Origin of the sequence: Nocardia sp. NPDC004568 (assembly GCF_040609955.1) — a bacterium.
GTDB lineage: Bacteria > Actinomycetota > Actinomycetes > Mycobacteriales > Mycobacteriaceae > Nocardia.
In genome coordinates this window covers 44,304-58,633 of record NZ_JBEXLL010000003.1, presented here as the reverse complement: position 1 = coordinate 58,633, position 14,330 = coordinate 44,304, and the positions used below count along the sequence as shown (strand labels likewise).

Annotated in this window: 15 protein-coding genes; 9 read left to right on the top strand and 6 right to left on the bottom strand. The window is 68.5% G+C overall.

The window, feature by feature from the left end:
• Window positions 1–2 precede the first annotated feature (2 nt).
• Window positions 3–488 (top strand): RidA family protein, encoded by a 486-nt coding sequence (locus ABZV91_RS02225; protein ID WP_355234077.1) that lies wholly within the window; start codon window positions 3–5, stop codon window positions 486–488.
• Between the two features lie 83 nt (window positions 489–571).
• Window positions 572–1,372 (top strand): MBL fold metallo-hydrolase, encoded by an 801-nt coding sequence (locus tag ABZV91_RS02220; protein ID WP_355234074.1) that lies wholly within the window; start codon window positions 572–574, stop codon window positions 1,370–1,372.
• A gap of 168 nt (window positions 1,373–1,540) precedes the next feature.
• Here ABZV91_RS02220 and ABZV91_RS02215 read toward each other — a convergent pair whose 3' ends face one another.
• Both ABZV91_RS02215 and ABZV91_RS02210 read right to left on the bottom strand, forming a co-directional pair.
• Window positions 1,541–2,215 carry a Crp/Fnr family transcriptional regulator gene (locus tag ABZV91_RS02215; protein WP_039821685.1) on the bottom strand — a complete coding sequence of 225 codons (675 nt, stop codon included), beginning with the start codon at window positions 2,213–2,215 and terminating at the stop codon, window positions 1,541–1,543.
• Between the two features lie 179 nt (window positions 2,216–2,394).
• A complete protein-coding gene (locus ABZV91_RS02210) occupies window positions 2,395–2,649 on the bottom strand; it encodes a hypothetical protein (protein ID WP_058853391.1) in 255 nt (84 codons plus the stop codon).
• A 154-nt stretch (window positions 2,650–2,803) separates the two neighbouring features.
• Here ABZV91_RS02210 and nth point away from each other — a divergent pair, with 154 nt between their 5' ends.
• From nth to ABZV91_RS02190, 4 genes are read left to right on the top strand one after another with little or no spacing between them, the layout of a single operon-like run.
• On the top strand, window positions 2,804–3,574 hold the full coding sequence (nth, locus tag ABZV91_RS02205) for an endonuclease III (protein ID WP_355234418.1): 771 nt from the start codon (window positions 2,804–2,806) through the stop codon (window positions 3,572–3,574).
• On the top strand, window positions 3,571–4,224 hold the full coding sequence (locus ABZV91_RS02200; protein ID WP_355234070.1) for a TlpA disulfide reductase family protein: 654 nt from the start codon (window positions 3,571–3,573) through the stop codon (window positions 4,222–4,224). Before nth ends, ABZV91_RS02200 begins: the two co-directional genes overlap by 4 nt.
• Window positions 4,221–4,925, top strand: coding sequence for a CoA pyrophosphatase (locus tag ABZV91_RS02195; protein WP_355234067.1), 705 nt, complete (start codon window positions 4,221–4,223; stop codon window positions 4,923–4,925). The genes ABZV91_RS02200 and ABZV91_RS02195 overlap by 4 nt, the downstream gene beginning before the upstream one ends.
• Complete coding sequence (locus tag ABZV91_RS02190) at window positions 4,922–6,115, top strand: MarP family serine protease (RefSeq protein ID WP_355234064.1); 1,194 nt, start codon at window positions 4,922–4,924, stop codon at window positions 6,113–6,115. The genes ABZV91_RS02195 and ABZV91_RS02190 overlap by 4 nt, the downstream gene beginning before the upstream one ends.
• Before the next feature lie 91 nt (window positions 6,116–6,206).
• Here the strand turns inward: ABZV91_RS02190 and ABZV91_RS02185 are convergent, their stop codons facing one another.
• The 3 genes from ABZV91_RS02185 to nhaA are packed head-to-tail and all read right to left on the bottom strand — an operon-like array spanning window position 6,207 to window position 8,977.
• On the bottom strand, window positions 6,207–7,175 hold the full coding sequence (locus ABZV91_RS02185; RefSeq protein WP_355234061.1) for an alpha/beta hydrolase: 969 nt from the start codon (window positions 7,173–7,175) through the stop codon (window positions 6,207–6,209).
• Window positions 7,176–7,224: 49 nt separating this feature from the next.
• On the bottom strand, window positions 7,225–7,725 hold the full coding sequence (locus ABZV91_RS02180) for a phage holin family protein (RefSeq protein ID WP_355234059.1): 501 nt from the start codon (window positions 7,723–7,725) through the stop codon (window positions 7,225–7,227).
• A gap of 37 nt (window positions 7,726–7,762) precedes the next feature.
• On the bottom strand, window positions 7,763–8,977 hold the full coding sequence (nhaA, locus tag ABZV91_RS02175; RefSeq protein WP_355234056.1) for a Na+/H+ antiporter NhaA: 1,215 nt from the start codon (window positions 8,975–8,977) through the stop codon (window positions 7,763–7,765).
• Between nhaA and ABZV91_RS02170 the strand changes: the two genes are divergently transcribed.
• Window positions 8,970–9,221: a hypothetical protein gene (locus ABZV91_RS02170; RefSeq protein ID WP_355234053.1), complete on the top strand. Its 252-nt coding sequence runs from the start codon at window positions 8,970–8,972 to the stop codon at window positions 9,219–9,221. The two genes, nhaA and ABZV91_RS02170, sit on opposite strands and share 8 nt — an antisense overlap.
• Window positions 9,222–9,529: 308 nt before the next feature.
• Here the strand turns inward: ABZV91_RS02170 and acs are convergent, their stop codons facing one another.
• Entirely contained in the window at window positions 9,530–11,485 is a 1,956-nt protein-coding gene (acs, locus tag ABZV91_RS02165; protein ID WP_355234051.1) for an acetate--CoA ligase, read from the bottom strand.
• Window positions 11,486–11,769: 284 nt separating this feature from the next.
• Here acs and ABZV91_RS02160 point away from each other — a divergent pair, with 284 nt between their 5' ends.
• Entirely contained in the window at window positions 11,770–13,362 is a 1,593-nt protein-coding gene (locus ABZV91_RS02160; protein WP_355234416.1) for an ABC transporter substrate-binding protein, read from the top strand.
• A gap of 40 nt (window positions 13,363–13,402) precedes the next feature.
• A complete protein-coding gene (locus ABZV91_RS02155) occupies window positions 13,403–14,329 on the top strand; it encodes an ABC transporter permease (RefSeq protein WP_355234049.1) in 927 nt (308 codons plus the stop codon).
• Window position 14,330: the final 1 nt, after the last annotated feature.

The following is a 14,330-nucleotide window of genomic DNA, read 5'->3' as shown; positions in this document are numbered from 1 at the left end:
CCATGGCGGAATCCGAAGCGAATCGGCCCGTGACCGAATGGCGGGCCAACCTCGACCGGCTCGGCCTGACAGTGCCTCCCGTGGTGGCTCCGGTGGCCGCGTACGTGCCCGCGACACGCACCGGCAACCACGTCTACACCTCCGGGCAGTTGCCGTTCGTGGCGGGTGAGCTGTCGGCGGTCGGGAAGGTCGGCGCCGAGGTCTCGCTCGACGAGGCGGTGACCGCGGCCCGCTGGTGCGCGGTGAACGCGCTGGCCGCCGTTCACGACCTGGTCGGCCTCGACGAGGTCGTGCGGATCGTGAAGGTGGTCGGATTCGTCGCCTCGGCACCGGGATTCACCGATCAGCCGCTGGTGATCAACGGCGCCTCGGAGTTCCTCGGTGAGGTGTTCGGGCCGGCGGGCGCCCACGCGCGCTCGGCGGTCGGGGTCTTCGAACTGCCCAAGAACACTCCGGTGGAGGTCGAACTCATCGCCGAGGTGCGCTGAGCGGCCGGGACGCTCCCGGTTCGGCAGGCCCGTGGCGTTGCCCATAGATTCGACGGGGCGACTTTCGAATTGGAGGTGTTGTGGTGACACTCACCCATCCGGCCTACGGGCAATTGCGCGTGGTGACGCCGTCGGCGTCGGTACTGCTCGCGAACAATCCGGGACCGATGACTCTGGACGGCACGAACACCTGGATCCTGCGATCACCCGATCGCGCGGACTGCGTGGTGGTGGACCCGGGCCCCGACGACCCGGCACATATCGCGGCGATCGCCGAGGCGACCGGTGGCGCGGTGGCGCTCACGCTGATCACCCATCGGCATCCCGACCACACCGGCGGTATCGACGAGTTGGTGCGTCTGACCGGGACACCGGTACGGGCCATGGACCCGGAGTTCCTGCGCGGCGAGGTGGCAGTGCTGACCGACGGTGAGGTGGTCGAGGCCGCGGGCCTGCGGATCACGGTGCTGCACACGCCCGGGCATACGGCCGATTCGGTGAGTTTCCTGCTGGCGGACGCGGTGCTGAGCGGGGACACCATCCTCGGGCGCGGCACCACTGTGCTCGATCGCGACGGCACGCTGCGGGACTACTTGCGGTCGATGGACCGGTTGCTCGAAGCCGGCGCCGGACGGGCCCTGCTGCCCGCACACGGGCCGGATCATCCGGATGTGGAACCGGTGGCGCGGTACTACATCGCGCATCGCCACGAGCGGCTCGCGCAGGTCCGCGCGGCACTGGAAGAACTCGGTGCCGACGCGGACGCCATGGATGTGGTGCGCACGGTGTACTGCGATGTCGACGAGAGCCTGTGGCCGGCCGCCCGGAGTTCGGTGGAATCGCAGCTCACGTATCTGCGGTCGGAGCGGGACACGCAGAACTGAGGGAAGCGAATCCGGCAGCGGGCGGCGCTCCGAGGGATGGTGATCCTCGAAGCGCCGCCCGTTCTGCGTAGCAGCGCCGGAAGCGCGGCGCACCCGACCGGTGACGCGAAGCGGGTAACGCCCTCCGCGATCGGGCGACGCCGCGTGGAAAGCCGCTCGTGCCGCGGGTCAGCGCGCCCGGCGGGCCAGTCGCTCGGAATCGGAGATCAGCACGCTCTTGCCCTCCAGCCGCAACCAGCCGCGATGCGCGAAATCGGCGAGTGCCTTGTTGACCGTCTCGCGGGAGGCGCCGACGAGCTGGGCGATCTCCTCCTGGGTCAGGTCGTGGGTCACCCGCAGCGCGCCGGCCTCCTGGGTGCCGAACCGCTGTGCGAGCTGCAACAACGCCTTGGCGACCCGGCCGGGGACGTCGGTGAAGATCAGGTCCGCCAGGTTGTTGTTGGTGCGCCGCAATCGGCGGGCGAGGACCCGCAGCAGCTGTTCGGCGATCTCGGGACGCTGATCGATCCACGCCTTGAGTGCGTCGCGGTCCATGGTCACCGCCCGGACCTCGGTCACCGTGGTGGCGGTGGAGGTGCGCGGTCCGGGATCGAAGATGGACAGCTCGCCGAACATATCCGACGGGCCCATGATGGTCAGCAGATTCTCCCGGCCGTCCGGGGACCGGCGGCCCAGCTTCACCTTGCCGGACGTGATGATGTACAGCCGATCACCCGGTTCGCCCTCGTTGAAGATGACGTGGCCGCGAGGGAAATCCACGGGCTGCAGCTGTTTGGCGAGCGCAGCCACCGCGGTGGGCTCAACGCCTTGGAAGATGCCTGCTCTGGCGAGGGCCTCGTCCACGAATGTGCTCCTTAAGGAAATGGCTGTAGTCGTCGGGCGGACCGTGCGGTTCGGCCGACAGTGCAGTCTACGCGGCCTGATCGGCGCGCAGTGACAGACACCACGTAAGGAAGGTTAACCGTGGGCGAGTCGGGGCCGATACCGCGCCCGTACGAATCGGCTCGTACGGGCGACGTCGATCAGCTCGCACGGGCGATGTCGAGGGTCTCGCGCGCCTCCTCGCTGCGATTACGGCGGCGGCGCATACGCGCGACCGCCGCCGGTAGTCCGAGCTTGGTCAGCTCGTTGACCTCGGCGTTGCTGGCCTTGTCCAGGTAGGCCTGGACTTCCTCGTCGGGCTCGAGAAGTTTGCGCAGACGGTTCTCCACCCGTTCCATGCCGAGTGCGAACAGCATCAACACCACTGGGAAGAGCACCACAGCGAGTCCTTGCATGCCGGGTAGTTAACACTGTCGAGGTCTCAGATGGAATACGGGAGTAGAACTGAGAAGGCAACGTTGTCGGACGGTTCCGTATGGTGGACGGGTGCGTACCTCCCCCTCAGAAACCGTCGGAAGCGACATTTCCGGCACTGCCGAGGCGGCTGTCGTGCGTCCGGCCACCGGCGGGGCGCGCACCCGTGAATCCCGTACCCGACCGGCGGAAACACGTTTGGGTCTGGTGCGCCGCGCGCGCCGGATGAACCGGCTTCTGGCACGTGCATTTCCCGACGCCCATTGCGAGTTGGATTTCGGTACTCCGCTGGAACTCGCGGTGGCCACGATCCTGTCCGCGCAATGCACGGATGTGCGAGTGAATATGACCACTCCGGCGCTGTTCGCCGCCTATCCGGACGCCCGGGCATATGCCGAGGCCGACCGTGCGGAGCTGGAAGAACTCATCCGGCCCACCGGTTTCTACCGCAACAAGGCGAATTCACTCATCGGCCTCGGACAGGCACTCCTCGAACAACACGACGGTGAATTACCTCACACGATGGCGGAGCTGGTCCGTTTACCCGGCATCGGCCGAAAAACCGCCAATGTGATTCTCGGTAACGCATTCGGAATTCCGGGTATCACCGTCGATACGCATTTCGGCCGGTTGGTGCGCCGCTGGGGCTGGACCACCGAGGAGGACCCGGTAAAAGTCGAACACGCGATCGGCGCGCTGATCGAGCGCAAGGAGTGGACGATGCTGTCGCACCGGGTGATCTTCCACGGGCGCCGCGTCTGTCATGCCCGGAAACCGGCGTGCGGGGTATGTCTGCTGGCCAAGGACTGCCCCTCGTTCGGTGCCGGGCCCACCGATCCGGAAGCGGCGGCCAAGCTCGTGAAGGGACCCGAGGCGCCGCATCTGCTCGAACTGGTGGGCCGGTGAGCCGCGTACCGGTTTTCTGGAAATGGGCGTTGACGGCGGTGATCGTGGCCTTGGCGGCTGCTGTCGCTTTCTGGCCGCGCGGTGGTTCGGAGAACGCCGGCCCGGCAACCGGGCCCACCCGCACGATCGAGCCCGGGCTGCGGGCCGCGTCCGGGGCCGCGCCGTGCCCCGCCGCCTCGGCCGCGGCGCAGCCGCCGGGGCCGCTGACGGATCTGGTGCTGAACTGTCTCGCCGATGCCTCACCGGCTTACCCGGGCCGTCTCACCGGTCGGCCCCTCGTGCTCAACCTGTGGGCGTACTGGTGCCAGCCGTGCCGTACCGAGCTGCCGATCTTCCAGGAATACGCCGACCGGGCGGGTGCCGCGGTGCAGGTGCTGACGGTGCACAGTGATCCGGACGAGGCCAAGGCGCTCGCGCTGCTGGCCGCGCTGAACGACGACCTGCGGGCGCAGGGGCACGCCGAGCTGCACCTGCCCGGTCTGCAGGACCCCGAAGCCCGGGTCCGCGCCGCCGCGCAGGCCCCGACGGCCCTGCCGATCACCGTCCTGGTCCGCCCGGACGGTTCGATCGCGGACTATGTCGCCCGTCCGTTGCGCGACGCCGACGATCTCGCCGCCAGTGTGGCCGGCGCCCTGGGAGTCACCGTATGAGCGAAGAACACCTGCCGCCCTGGCTGAGCGGGGCGGCCGGGCCCGCCCGGCCCGATTTCTCGGACACCTTGGGCCGGACGCGGACCCTGCGCCGCCCGGTGGCGGGTGAGGTCCGCGAGGCCGCGGTACTGGTGCTTTTCGCGGGTGATCCGGCCGGCGACCCGGATGCGCCCGGCGGGCTGCCCGCAGATGCCGAGGTGCTGCTCACCCAGCGTGCGTCGACCATGCGCCAACACCGCGGGCAGGTGGCCTTTCCCGGTGGCGCCGTGGATCCCGGCGACGACGGTCCGGTGGACACCGCGCTGCGGGAGGCATGGGAGGAGACCGGCCTGGACCGGACCGGCGTGCAGCCGATCACCACACTGCCGAAACTGTTCGTCCCGCCCTCGCGTTTCGACGTGACCCCGGTCGTCTCCTACTGGCGGACCCCGAGCGAGGTCCGGGTGATGGACCGGGCGGAGACCGATCGGGTGGTGCGGGTACCGATGGCGGAACTCCTCGACCCGGCCAACCGGTTCCTGGTGCGCAGTGCGCTCGGGTACCGGAGTCCGGCCTTCCAGGTGGACGGAATGTTGGTCTGGGGGCTCACCGGCGGCATACTGGCCGGACTCGTGACTTCACTGGGCTGGGAATCGGAATGGGACCGAACCGACGTGCGTGATCTGGAAGAGGCCTTGGCCGCGGTGGGGATGGTGCTGTGAGCTCCTCGGCGTGGCTCGACATAGCGGTTGTCATATTGGCGCTCCTGGCCGCCTCCTCGGGGTGGCGGCAGGGCGCGGTGGCCTCCGCGCTGGCTTTTCTCGGGGTGGTGCTGGGCGCGGTCGCCGGCATCCTGATCGCCCCGCACATTCTCGTGCACATCGACGAGGGCCGCAGCCGGGTACTGGCGGGCGTCCTGCTCATCGTGCTGCTGGTGATCGTCGGTGAAGTCGCCGGCATGGTGCTGGGCCGGGCGGCGCGCAGCGGGATGACCCATCCGTTCGCGCGCGGTGTCGACAGTGTGGTGGGCGCGGTGCTGCAGACCGGCGCGGTGCTGGTGACGGCCTGGCTGCTGGCGCTCCCGTTGGCGACCTCGTCGCAGCCCGCCATCGCCTCGGCCATCAACAGTTCCCGTGTCCTCGCCGACGTCAACCGGGTCGCCCCCGACTGGTTGCGCCACTTGCCCAACGAGTTCTCCAAACTGCTCAACACCTCGGGCCTGCCGGATGTGATCGGTCCGTTCGGGCGCGCGCCCATCGCCGCGGTGGAACCGCCGGATCCGAGCGTGCTGGCCAGTCCGGTGGCCGGTTCCCTGCAGCAGAGCGTGCTGCGTATCCGCGGGGTGGCGCCGAGCTGTCAGCGGGCACTGGAGGGTTCCGGGTTCGTGGTGGCGCCGGAGCGGGTGATGACCAATGCCCATGTGGTGGCCGGAACCACCAGTGTGACGGTGGATTCCGCGGCCGGGCCGCTGGATGCCACGGTCGTCGAATTCGATCCGTCCATGGATATCGCGGTGCTGTCGGTGCCCGGGCTGGTCGCTCCGGTCATCCCGCAGGCGCCGGAACCGGCGGGATCGGGTGAGAGCGCGATCGTGCTCGGCTATCCCGGCGGTGGTCGGTACACGGCGAGCGCGGCCCGGGTGCGCGAGACCCTGGACCTGACCGGTCCCACCATCTACCGGGACGGCACGGTGGAGCGTGAGGTGTACACCGTGCGTGGGTCGGTACGGGCCGGGAATTCGGGTGGCCCCCTGGTCGATACCGAGGGCAAGGTACTGGGCGTGGTGTTCGGTGCCGCGGTCACCGACGACGACACCGGCTACGTGCTCACCCTCGACGAGGTCCGGGAACGTATCGATATCGCGCCGTCGGCCAGTTCGCCGGTGGACACCGGTCCCTGCGTACTGAGCTGACGGCCCGCGGCGGCCGGGCCGCATCCGGCGTACCTCCGCCCCCGCTCTGCGGTGCGTCCGGTTGCGGACGGGTTCGGCCGGGCAGCGGCTCTCAGACAGCGCGGCCCGGTCTTCGCCGGTCCGTTCCGGCGAGCAGTTTCGCGATCTCCGCGGTGACCGCGTCCGGGTTCTCCTGATGCGCGAAATGCGCGGCGTCCCGGATGGTGACCACCCGGCGGTGCGGCGACAGCTCCGGGCCGCTGTGCACGGTGGCCGGCAGGATGTAGCGGTCGAACTCGCCGCGCATGGAGACCACCGGGATATCGATCGGCCGACGCATCACGGCCATGAACCGGCGACCGTCGGCGCGCCACTGGCTGCGGAAGGCCCAGCGCCGGTATTCCAGCCCGCAGTGGGCGGCCCCGGGAATCCGGATGGCCGAACGCATCCGGTTCGCGCTGTCGGCGAATTCCGCGGTACGCGCCCAGGACCGCGCGCCGCGGTCGGCCAGGATCCGCAGCGCACCCGCACCGTCGTCGCGGGTGAGCCGGTGTTCGGGGTAGCGGGGGAGCTGATCGCGCAGGAACTCCGGTAACCACGCTCGACGTTGGGCGTTGTCGCGCAGCACCGAACTCTTCAGGGCCGCCGGATGCGGTGAGGACACCACGGCGATCGACCGGACCAGCCGCGGGTGCAGCACGGCGGTCGCCCAGCAGACCAGGCCGCCGTCGGCGTGCCCGACCAGGGTCGCGCCGGTGTGCCCGAGGGCGCGGATCAGGCCGGCGATATCACCGGCCAGCGTCCAGCCGTCATAGCCGCGCGGTGGTTTGTCACTGTCGCCGTAGCCGCGCAGATCGACCGCGACCACATGATTACCGAGTTCGGCGAGCGCGGTGAGCTGATGGCGCCACGACCACCAGAAGTCCGCGAACCCGTGCAGCAGGACGACCAGCGGCGCCTCGGGATGCTCCGGCCCGGCGCTCGCGATGTGCAGCCGTATTCCGTTGGCGTGCACATCGCGGTGCGTCCAAGGGCCGCCGAAGCGCACGCTGGACGGGTCCGGTGGAAAGTTCGACGCCACGTCGTCCGAGCGTAGTGAACGCCGGGGCGTCGCCGTGTGCCGGTCCCGCCTACCGCTGCGTGGTCTTCTCCAGCGCGCTCGGCTCGTCGTGGCTGCCGAACCCGGAGGGCAGAACCGTGCGGGTCTGCCTGAGCGAATCGATGGTCTTCTCCGGTGCGCGCAGCTTCTTCACCTTGCGGTAGCCGAGGAACGCCAGCAGCGCGGTCACCAGGATCATGAGCGCGAAGACGATCCAGAACGCGGCCCATCGGGTGAGCCAGATGTCCAGCGTCTCGGCCACGGCGAAGAAGAAGAAGAAACTGCTGAACAGCAGCACGGTCAACGCGCCGATGAAGAAGACGCTGCCCTGCAGGCCCTTCTTGATCTCACCGGTCACCTCGGCCTTGGCCAGGGCCACCTCGGCGCGGACCAGGGTCGAGACCTGCTCGGAGGCGTCGCGGACCAGACTGCCGAAACTGGCCGATGCGTGCGGGTCGATCTCGGACAGCGGAATCGAGGTGACCGTGCCGCCTCGTACACCGTCTCCGTTACCGCCCTGTGTGACACTCACGTGGTCGACCCTCTCCCTGTCCCGATCCTGCTCGGTCTTACTGTTCTGGTTCTAGCGCATCCGCGTCACGCCGTGCTCGGTGGACACGCCCACGCCGCAACAGTAGCGCCGAACCGGCCAGCGATGCGGCCATGGACGTCACCAGGACCGCGGCCTTGGCGAGTTCGGCGGAATCGGGATAGTCCTCCAGTGCCAGTTCCGCCACCAGCAGGCTAACGGTGAACCCGATCGCGCCCAGCACCGACAGGGCGAACATGTCCCGATAACCCAGATGCGCGGGGCGTTCGGCGATTCCGGTGCGGACGGCCAGCCAGCTGATCCCGAAGATGCCGGTGGTCTTGCCGATCAGCAGACCGAGAATGATCGCCAGCGACAGCCGATCGGTGAACAGATCGCCGAAAACTTCCGCGTTGATCGGTACGCCGGCCGCGAAGAGCGCGAACAGCGGCACGCACAGCCCGGCCGAAATGGGTTGGAAGCGGTGCTCCCAGCGGGCGGCGGGGGCTTCGGCCTCACCCTCGTCCGGGCGGACCCGGGTGAGCAGACCACAGGCGACGCCCGCCAGCGTCGGATGGATATGCGCTTCGTGCAGCGCATACCAGCAGACCAGGGCCAGCGGAATGTAGATCAGCGGAGAGGTCCACCGTTTGTGCTGCGCGAACCACCAGCCCGCGCAGCAGGCCAGTGCGGCCGCCAGCCAGGTGAAAGCCAAGCCGGTGGTGAACAGTACCGCGATGAGCACGATCGCCATCAGATCGTCGACCACGGCCAGGCTCAGTAGGAAGACCCGTGCACTGGCCGGGATCCGGGAACCGGTCATGGCCAGTACCGCGAGGGCGAAGGCGATATCCGTGGCGACCGGAATAGCCCAGCCGCGGTCCATTCCGTCGACCCCGAAACCCACCGTGTAGGCGATCACCGCCGGCGTCACCACCCCGCCGGCGGCCGCGATGATCGGGAGCGCGGCGCGTTTGCGGTCGGCGAGTTCGCCCACGACGAGTTCGCGTTTGAGTTCGAGCCCGGCCACGAAGAAGAAGACAGCGAGCAGTCCGTCCTTCACCCAGTCGGCCAGGGTGAGGTCCAGGTGCAGCGGCGGGATCGTCAGATGGGTTTCGGTGAGTGTGAGGTAGCTCTGGCCCCACGGCGAGTTCACCCAGAGCAACGCCACCGCGGCCGCGATGAGCAGGAGTGCGCCACCGACGGTTTCGGTCCGCAGATATCGGGCGAGTTCCTGCCGGGGGTTGGTGACCACGGGAAAACCTTTCGGTCGCACGGACGTCTACCGCGCCCGCCGGGAAAGTCTCTTTCCGCAGACGCGCGCCCATCTCGCCGACCAGACTTCCCGGCACACCTTCCGCAATTCTATTGGCGACGCCTCCGACGCCGGGGGCGGGGTCCGCGCGACGCCGCGCACCGAGGTCCGCGCGACGCCGCGCACCGAGGTCCGGGCGGTCGGCCGAGAGCTCGGGCTGCGGGAGGAGATCGTGGCGCGGTAGCCGTTCCCGGGCACGGGGATCCGAATCAGGTCGGAGTTCGAGCCGACCGGTAAGGCGTAACGGCTGCCGTCCACGCGCCTCGCCGGTCGCGGTATCGCGGTCGTCTGCGGCCGGCCATGCGGAGAGGATGGGAAATGCGTGTGATCCCCCTAGACCGACCGGGAAGGTGCACGGTACTGCCGGGGCGTGGTGACTGCTGTGCTGCGAACAGTCGCCGGCAGCACCCCCGCGAAACGGGCTCGCCCCCGCGAGTCGGCCGACGGAAAGAGGCCGTGGCTCGCGTGGGCGGGTGCCCGGAGCGGTCTCGGTCAGTCGGCCCGACCGGCTCGGATGGCCTCGAAGACCTGCGGATCGACCAGGGTGGAGGTATCACCGAGTTCCCGGCCCTCGGCGACATCGCGCAACAACCGGCGCATGATCTTGCCGCTGCGGGTCTTGGGCAATTCGGGCACCACGTGGATCTCCCGCGGACGGGCGATCGGGCTGATCTCGCGCGCCACCTCGGCCTTGAGTTCATCGACCATCGTGGCCCCGGTGTCGGCTGCCCCGGCGGTGAGGATGACGAAGGCCACGATGCCCTGACCGGTCGTCTCGTCGCTGGCGCCGACCACCGCCGCCTCCGCCACACCGGAATGCCCGACCAGCGCCGATTCCACTTCGGCGGTGGAGATGCGGTGGCCGGAAACATTCATCACATCGTCGACCCGGCCCAGCACCCACAGATCGCCGTTGACATCGAGTTTGGCGCCGTCACCGGCGAAGTACCAGCCCTGGTCGCCGAAACGGTCCCAGTAGGTGGCCCGGTACCGCTCCATATCGCCCCAGATGCCCCGCAGCATCGACGGCCACGGCTGGTCCAGGACCAGATAGCCGTTGGCCTCGGTCTCACCACGCCGCACGGCCTTGCCCTCTTCGTCGACCACCGCGGCCGAGACACCGGGTACGGGAGTCATGGCGGCGCCCGGTTTGGTCGCGGTGATACCGGGCAGCGGCGAGATCATGATGGCGCCGGTCTCGGTCTGCCACCAGGTGTCCACGATCGGAGCGGTGCCGGAGCCGATCACGTCCCGGTACCAGCGCCAGGCCTCCGGGTTGATCGGTTCGCCGACCGACCCGAGCACGCGGATGCTGGACAGATCGTGCGCGTCGGGGATCTGGCGGCCCCATTTCATGAAGGTGCGCACCAGCGTCGGCGCCGTGTAGTAGATCGTGACGCCGTACTTCTCGATGATCTGCCAGTGCCGGTGCTCGTCGGGGAAATTCGGCGTGCCCTCGTAGAGCACCTGGGTGGCGCCGTTGGCCAGCGGGCCGTAGACGATATAGCTGTGCCCGGTCACCCAGCCCACATCGGCGGTGCACCAGTACACATCGGTTTCGGGTTTGTGGTCGAAGACCACCCGGTGGGTGTAGCTGGTCTGGGTGAGATAGCCGCCGCTGGTGTGCAGGATCCCCTTGGGCTTACCCGTGGTCCCCGAGGTGTACAGGATGAACAGGGGATGTTCGGCGTCGAAGGCCTGCGCCTCGTGCACCGGATCGGCCTGCGCGACCGTCTCGTGCCACCACAGGTCGCGGCCCTCGGTCCACTCCACTTCGGTGCCGACCCGGCGGACCACCAGGACGTGCTCGACGCTGGAGGGCACATCGCCCTTGGCGAGCAGGGCCTCGTCGACGGCCTCTTTCAGCGGTGCGGGATTACCGCGTCGCCATTGCCCGTCGACGGTGATGACCAGGCGCGCTTCGGCGTCGTCGATCCGCTGGCGCAGTGCGGTGGGCGAGAAACCGGCGAAGACCAGCGAATGCGGCAGCCCGAGCCGGGCACAGGCCAGCATGGCCACGATGGTCTCGGGGATCATCGGCATATAGATCGCGACCCGGTCGCCCGCGGTCAGCCCGAGTTCGGTCAGATAGTTGGCGGCCCGGCTCACCTCGGCGAGCAGGTCGGAATAGGTGACTGTGCGGGAATCGCCCGGTTCACCCTCCCAGTGCAGCGCGACCTTGTCGCCGCGCCCCGCCAGCACATGGCGGTCCACGCAGTTGTAGGCGACATTGAGCCGGCCGCCGACGAACCATTTCGCGACCGGCGCGTCGGTCCAGTCGAGTACCTGGTTCCACCGCTCGTGCCAGTGCAGGTGGTCGGCCTGCTCGGCCCAGAACGCTTCGCGGTCCTGCGCGGCCCGCTCGTAGATACCGGCATCGACATTCGCCGCGGCAGCGAACTCCGCACTCGGCGGGTAGGCGTCCGGGTGATCGGCGGTTTCGGTCATCTGAGTCACTTCCTTCGCATTACCTGCACCATAAGGGGCCAACTGTGACCCTAGACTCTCGCTCCGGGCCGCCGAGGTGATCCCGGGACGAATGGTCGCCGGTGCCCGGTGAGCGGCAGGCGGCGGCCGACGAACGGCCGTCCGGCGGCGCGGTCGTCGGTGCCGGAGTTCACGAACCCGGCAGGATCGCGCACCCGGCCCTATAGTCTGCTGACAACTCTGCGGGGTGCCGAGGCCGTGGTCGTGACGAGCCGGGAGGGTGTGTGAGGGGATCGTCGTGGGTGCTGCGGGCGGCCGCCCTGGTAGTGGTTCTGGTCGGCGCGACGGTACTGCCGGCCTGCGCGGTGACACCGGCCCTCGGCGCATCGATCGCGGTCAACGGGTCCGAACCGCAGAACCCGCTGGTGCCGTCGAACACCAACGAGAACGGCGGCGGGCGCATCGTGGACCGGTTGTTCGCCGGATTACGTCGCATCGCGGCGGACGGCGGTCTGCACGACGAGGTCGCCGAATCCATCGAAACCACAGATCAGCAGTTCTACCGCATCAGGTTGAAACCCGGCTGGACGTTCTCCGACGGTTCCCCGGTGACCGCACATTCGTTCGTCGACGCCTGGAATTACGGCGCCCTGGTCACCAACGCGCAGCTGCAGAGCTACACCTATGCGCCGATCGCCGGATTCGAGGACGTGCAGGCCGACCCGCCGCGGGCACAGACCATGTCCGGCCTGCGGGTGCTCGACGATCTCACCTTCACCGTCGCCTTGAAAGAGCCCACGATCGACTTCCGGACCCGGCTGGCCTACGCCCCGTTCTATCCGTTGCCCGCGGCGGCGTACGCGGATATGGAGGCGTTCGGGCAGCGGCCGATCGGTAACGGCCCGTACCGCTTCGCGGCCGCCGACGCCTGGCAGCACGATGTGAAACTGGATCTGGTGTCCAACGAGAGCTACCGGGGCGGGCGTCCGGCTCGCAACAAGGGCCTGACCTTCGTGTTCTATTCGGACTTCGACGCCGCTTACGCCGATCTGCTGGCCGGCAACCTCGATGTACTGGATACGGTGCCCGCCAGCGCGCTGACCGTGGTGGACGACGATCTGGGAGAGCGGGCGGTCTCGGCGCCGACCGCGCAGAACCAGTGGATCGGCACCCAGCCGGGCCTGCCGCATTTCGGCGGCGAGGAAGGCCGGTTGCGCCGGCACGCGATCTCGATGGCCATCCAGCGGCAGGCCATCGGCGACAAGATCTTCCGGGGCACCCGCGCTCCCGCCCGCGACTACACCTCGCGGGTGCTCCCGGGCTACGACGGTGATCTGCCGGGCGCGCGGGTGCTGGACTACAACCCCGACGAAGCGCGGCGGCTGTGGGCAAAGGCCGACGAGATCTCGCCGTGGTCCGGACGTTTCGAGATCGCCTACAACGCCGACGGCGACCATCAGGCATGGGTGGACGCGGTCGCCAACAGCATCAAGAACACCCTGGGTATCGAGGCCGTGGGCGCGGCCCTGCCGACATTCAAACAATTGCGCGATCAGATCACGGGCCGGACCGTCGGAAAAGCGTTCCGGTCGGGCTGGCAGGGCGACTATCCGACCATGCTCCAGTTCCTGGAGCCGGGTTTCCTCAGCAACTCCGAGACCAACGACTTCGACTATCACAGCCCCGAATTCGACGCGCTCATCGCGGCCGCGGAGGCGGCGCCGACGGAGGCCGAGTCGTGGGCGCTGGTGGCTCGCGCGCAGACGCTGCTCCTGCGGGATATGCCGACCATCCCGATCTTCGACTACGTCAATTCGGCGGGGTACTCCGAGCGGGTCCGCGGTGTCGCCTTCGCCTGGAACGGCCTGGCCGATTTCGAGAACATCGAGCTGATATGACTGCCGCCCGCGAACCCTCGTCCCGACCGCAGGAGTGCCCATGGCGTGGTATGTAGTGCGGCGGCTGCTGCAGATGATCCCGGTGTTCTTCGGCGCGACCCTGCTCATCTACTTCTTGATCTACAAGATCTCCGGCGGCTCGGTCGCCGCGCTGGCCGGTGACCGAACCCTCACGCCCGCGCTGGAGGCGCAGCTGAAGGCGCGCTACCACCTCGACCGCTCTTTCCTGGTGCAGTACCTCTACTATCTGAAGGGCATCTTCACATTCGATCTCGGCACCACATTCTCCGGTCGTTCGGTGAAAGACGAACTGGCCCGCGCGTTTCCGATCACTCTCCGGCTCGCGGTACTGGCACTGGTATTCGAGGCGGTGTTCGGGATCCTGTTCGGCACGCTGGCCGGACTGCGGAAGGGCAAGCTGTTCGACTCCACCATGCTGGTACTGAGCCTGGTGGTGATCGCGGTGCCGGTGTTCGTACTCGGTTTCCTCGCGCAGTACCTGCTGGGCGTCGAATGGGGGATCGCGCCGGTCACCGTCGGCGCCGATGCGAGCTGGGGTCGCTTGATCGTGCCGGCGCTGGTGCTCGGCTCGCTGTCCTTCGCCTATGTCCTGCGGCTGACCCGCAACGCCGTGGCGGAGAACCGGGACGCCGATTATGTGCGTACCGCCACTGCCAAGGGCCTACCGAGGCGCCGGGTGGTCCGGGTGCACATCCTGCGCAATTCGCTCATTCCGGTGGTCACCTTTCTCGGCGCCGATCTGGGCGCGCTGATGGGCGGTGCGATCGTCACCGAGGGGATCTTCAACATCCCGGGTGTCGGCGGCACCCTGTATCAGGCGGTCGTCCGCGGTGAGGCTCCGACCGTGGTCTCCTTCGTCACAGTCCTCATCGTGGTGTTCCTGCTCGCCAACCTGCTGGTGGACCTGCTGTACGCCGTGCTCGATCCGCGGATTCGCTATGCCTGAA

What these genes read in the sequence shown, in the direction of transcription:
- ABZV91_RS02155 (WP_355234049.1), top strand. Translation starts at nt 13,403, where the DNA reads ATGGCGTGGTATGTAGTGCGGCGGCTGCTGCAGATGATCCCGGTGTTC.
- ABZV91_RS02225 (WP_355234077.1), top strand. Translation starts at nt 3, where the DNA reads ATGGCGGAATCCGAAGCGAATCGGCCCGTGACCGAATGGCGGGCCAAC.
- acs (WP_355234051.1), bottom strand. Translation starts at nt 11,485, where the DNA reads ATGACCGAAACCGCCGATCACCCGGACGCCTACCCGCCGAGTGCGGAG.
- ABZV91_RS02210 (WP_058853391.1), bottom strand. Translation starts at nt 2,649, where the DNA reads ATGCAAGGACTCGCTGTGGTGCTCTTCCCAGTGGTGTTGATGCTGTTC.
- ABZV91_RS02195 (WP_355234067.1), top strand. Translation starts at nt 4,221, where the DNA reads ATGAGCGAAGAACACCTGCCGCCCTGGCTGAGCGGGGCGGCCGGGCCC.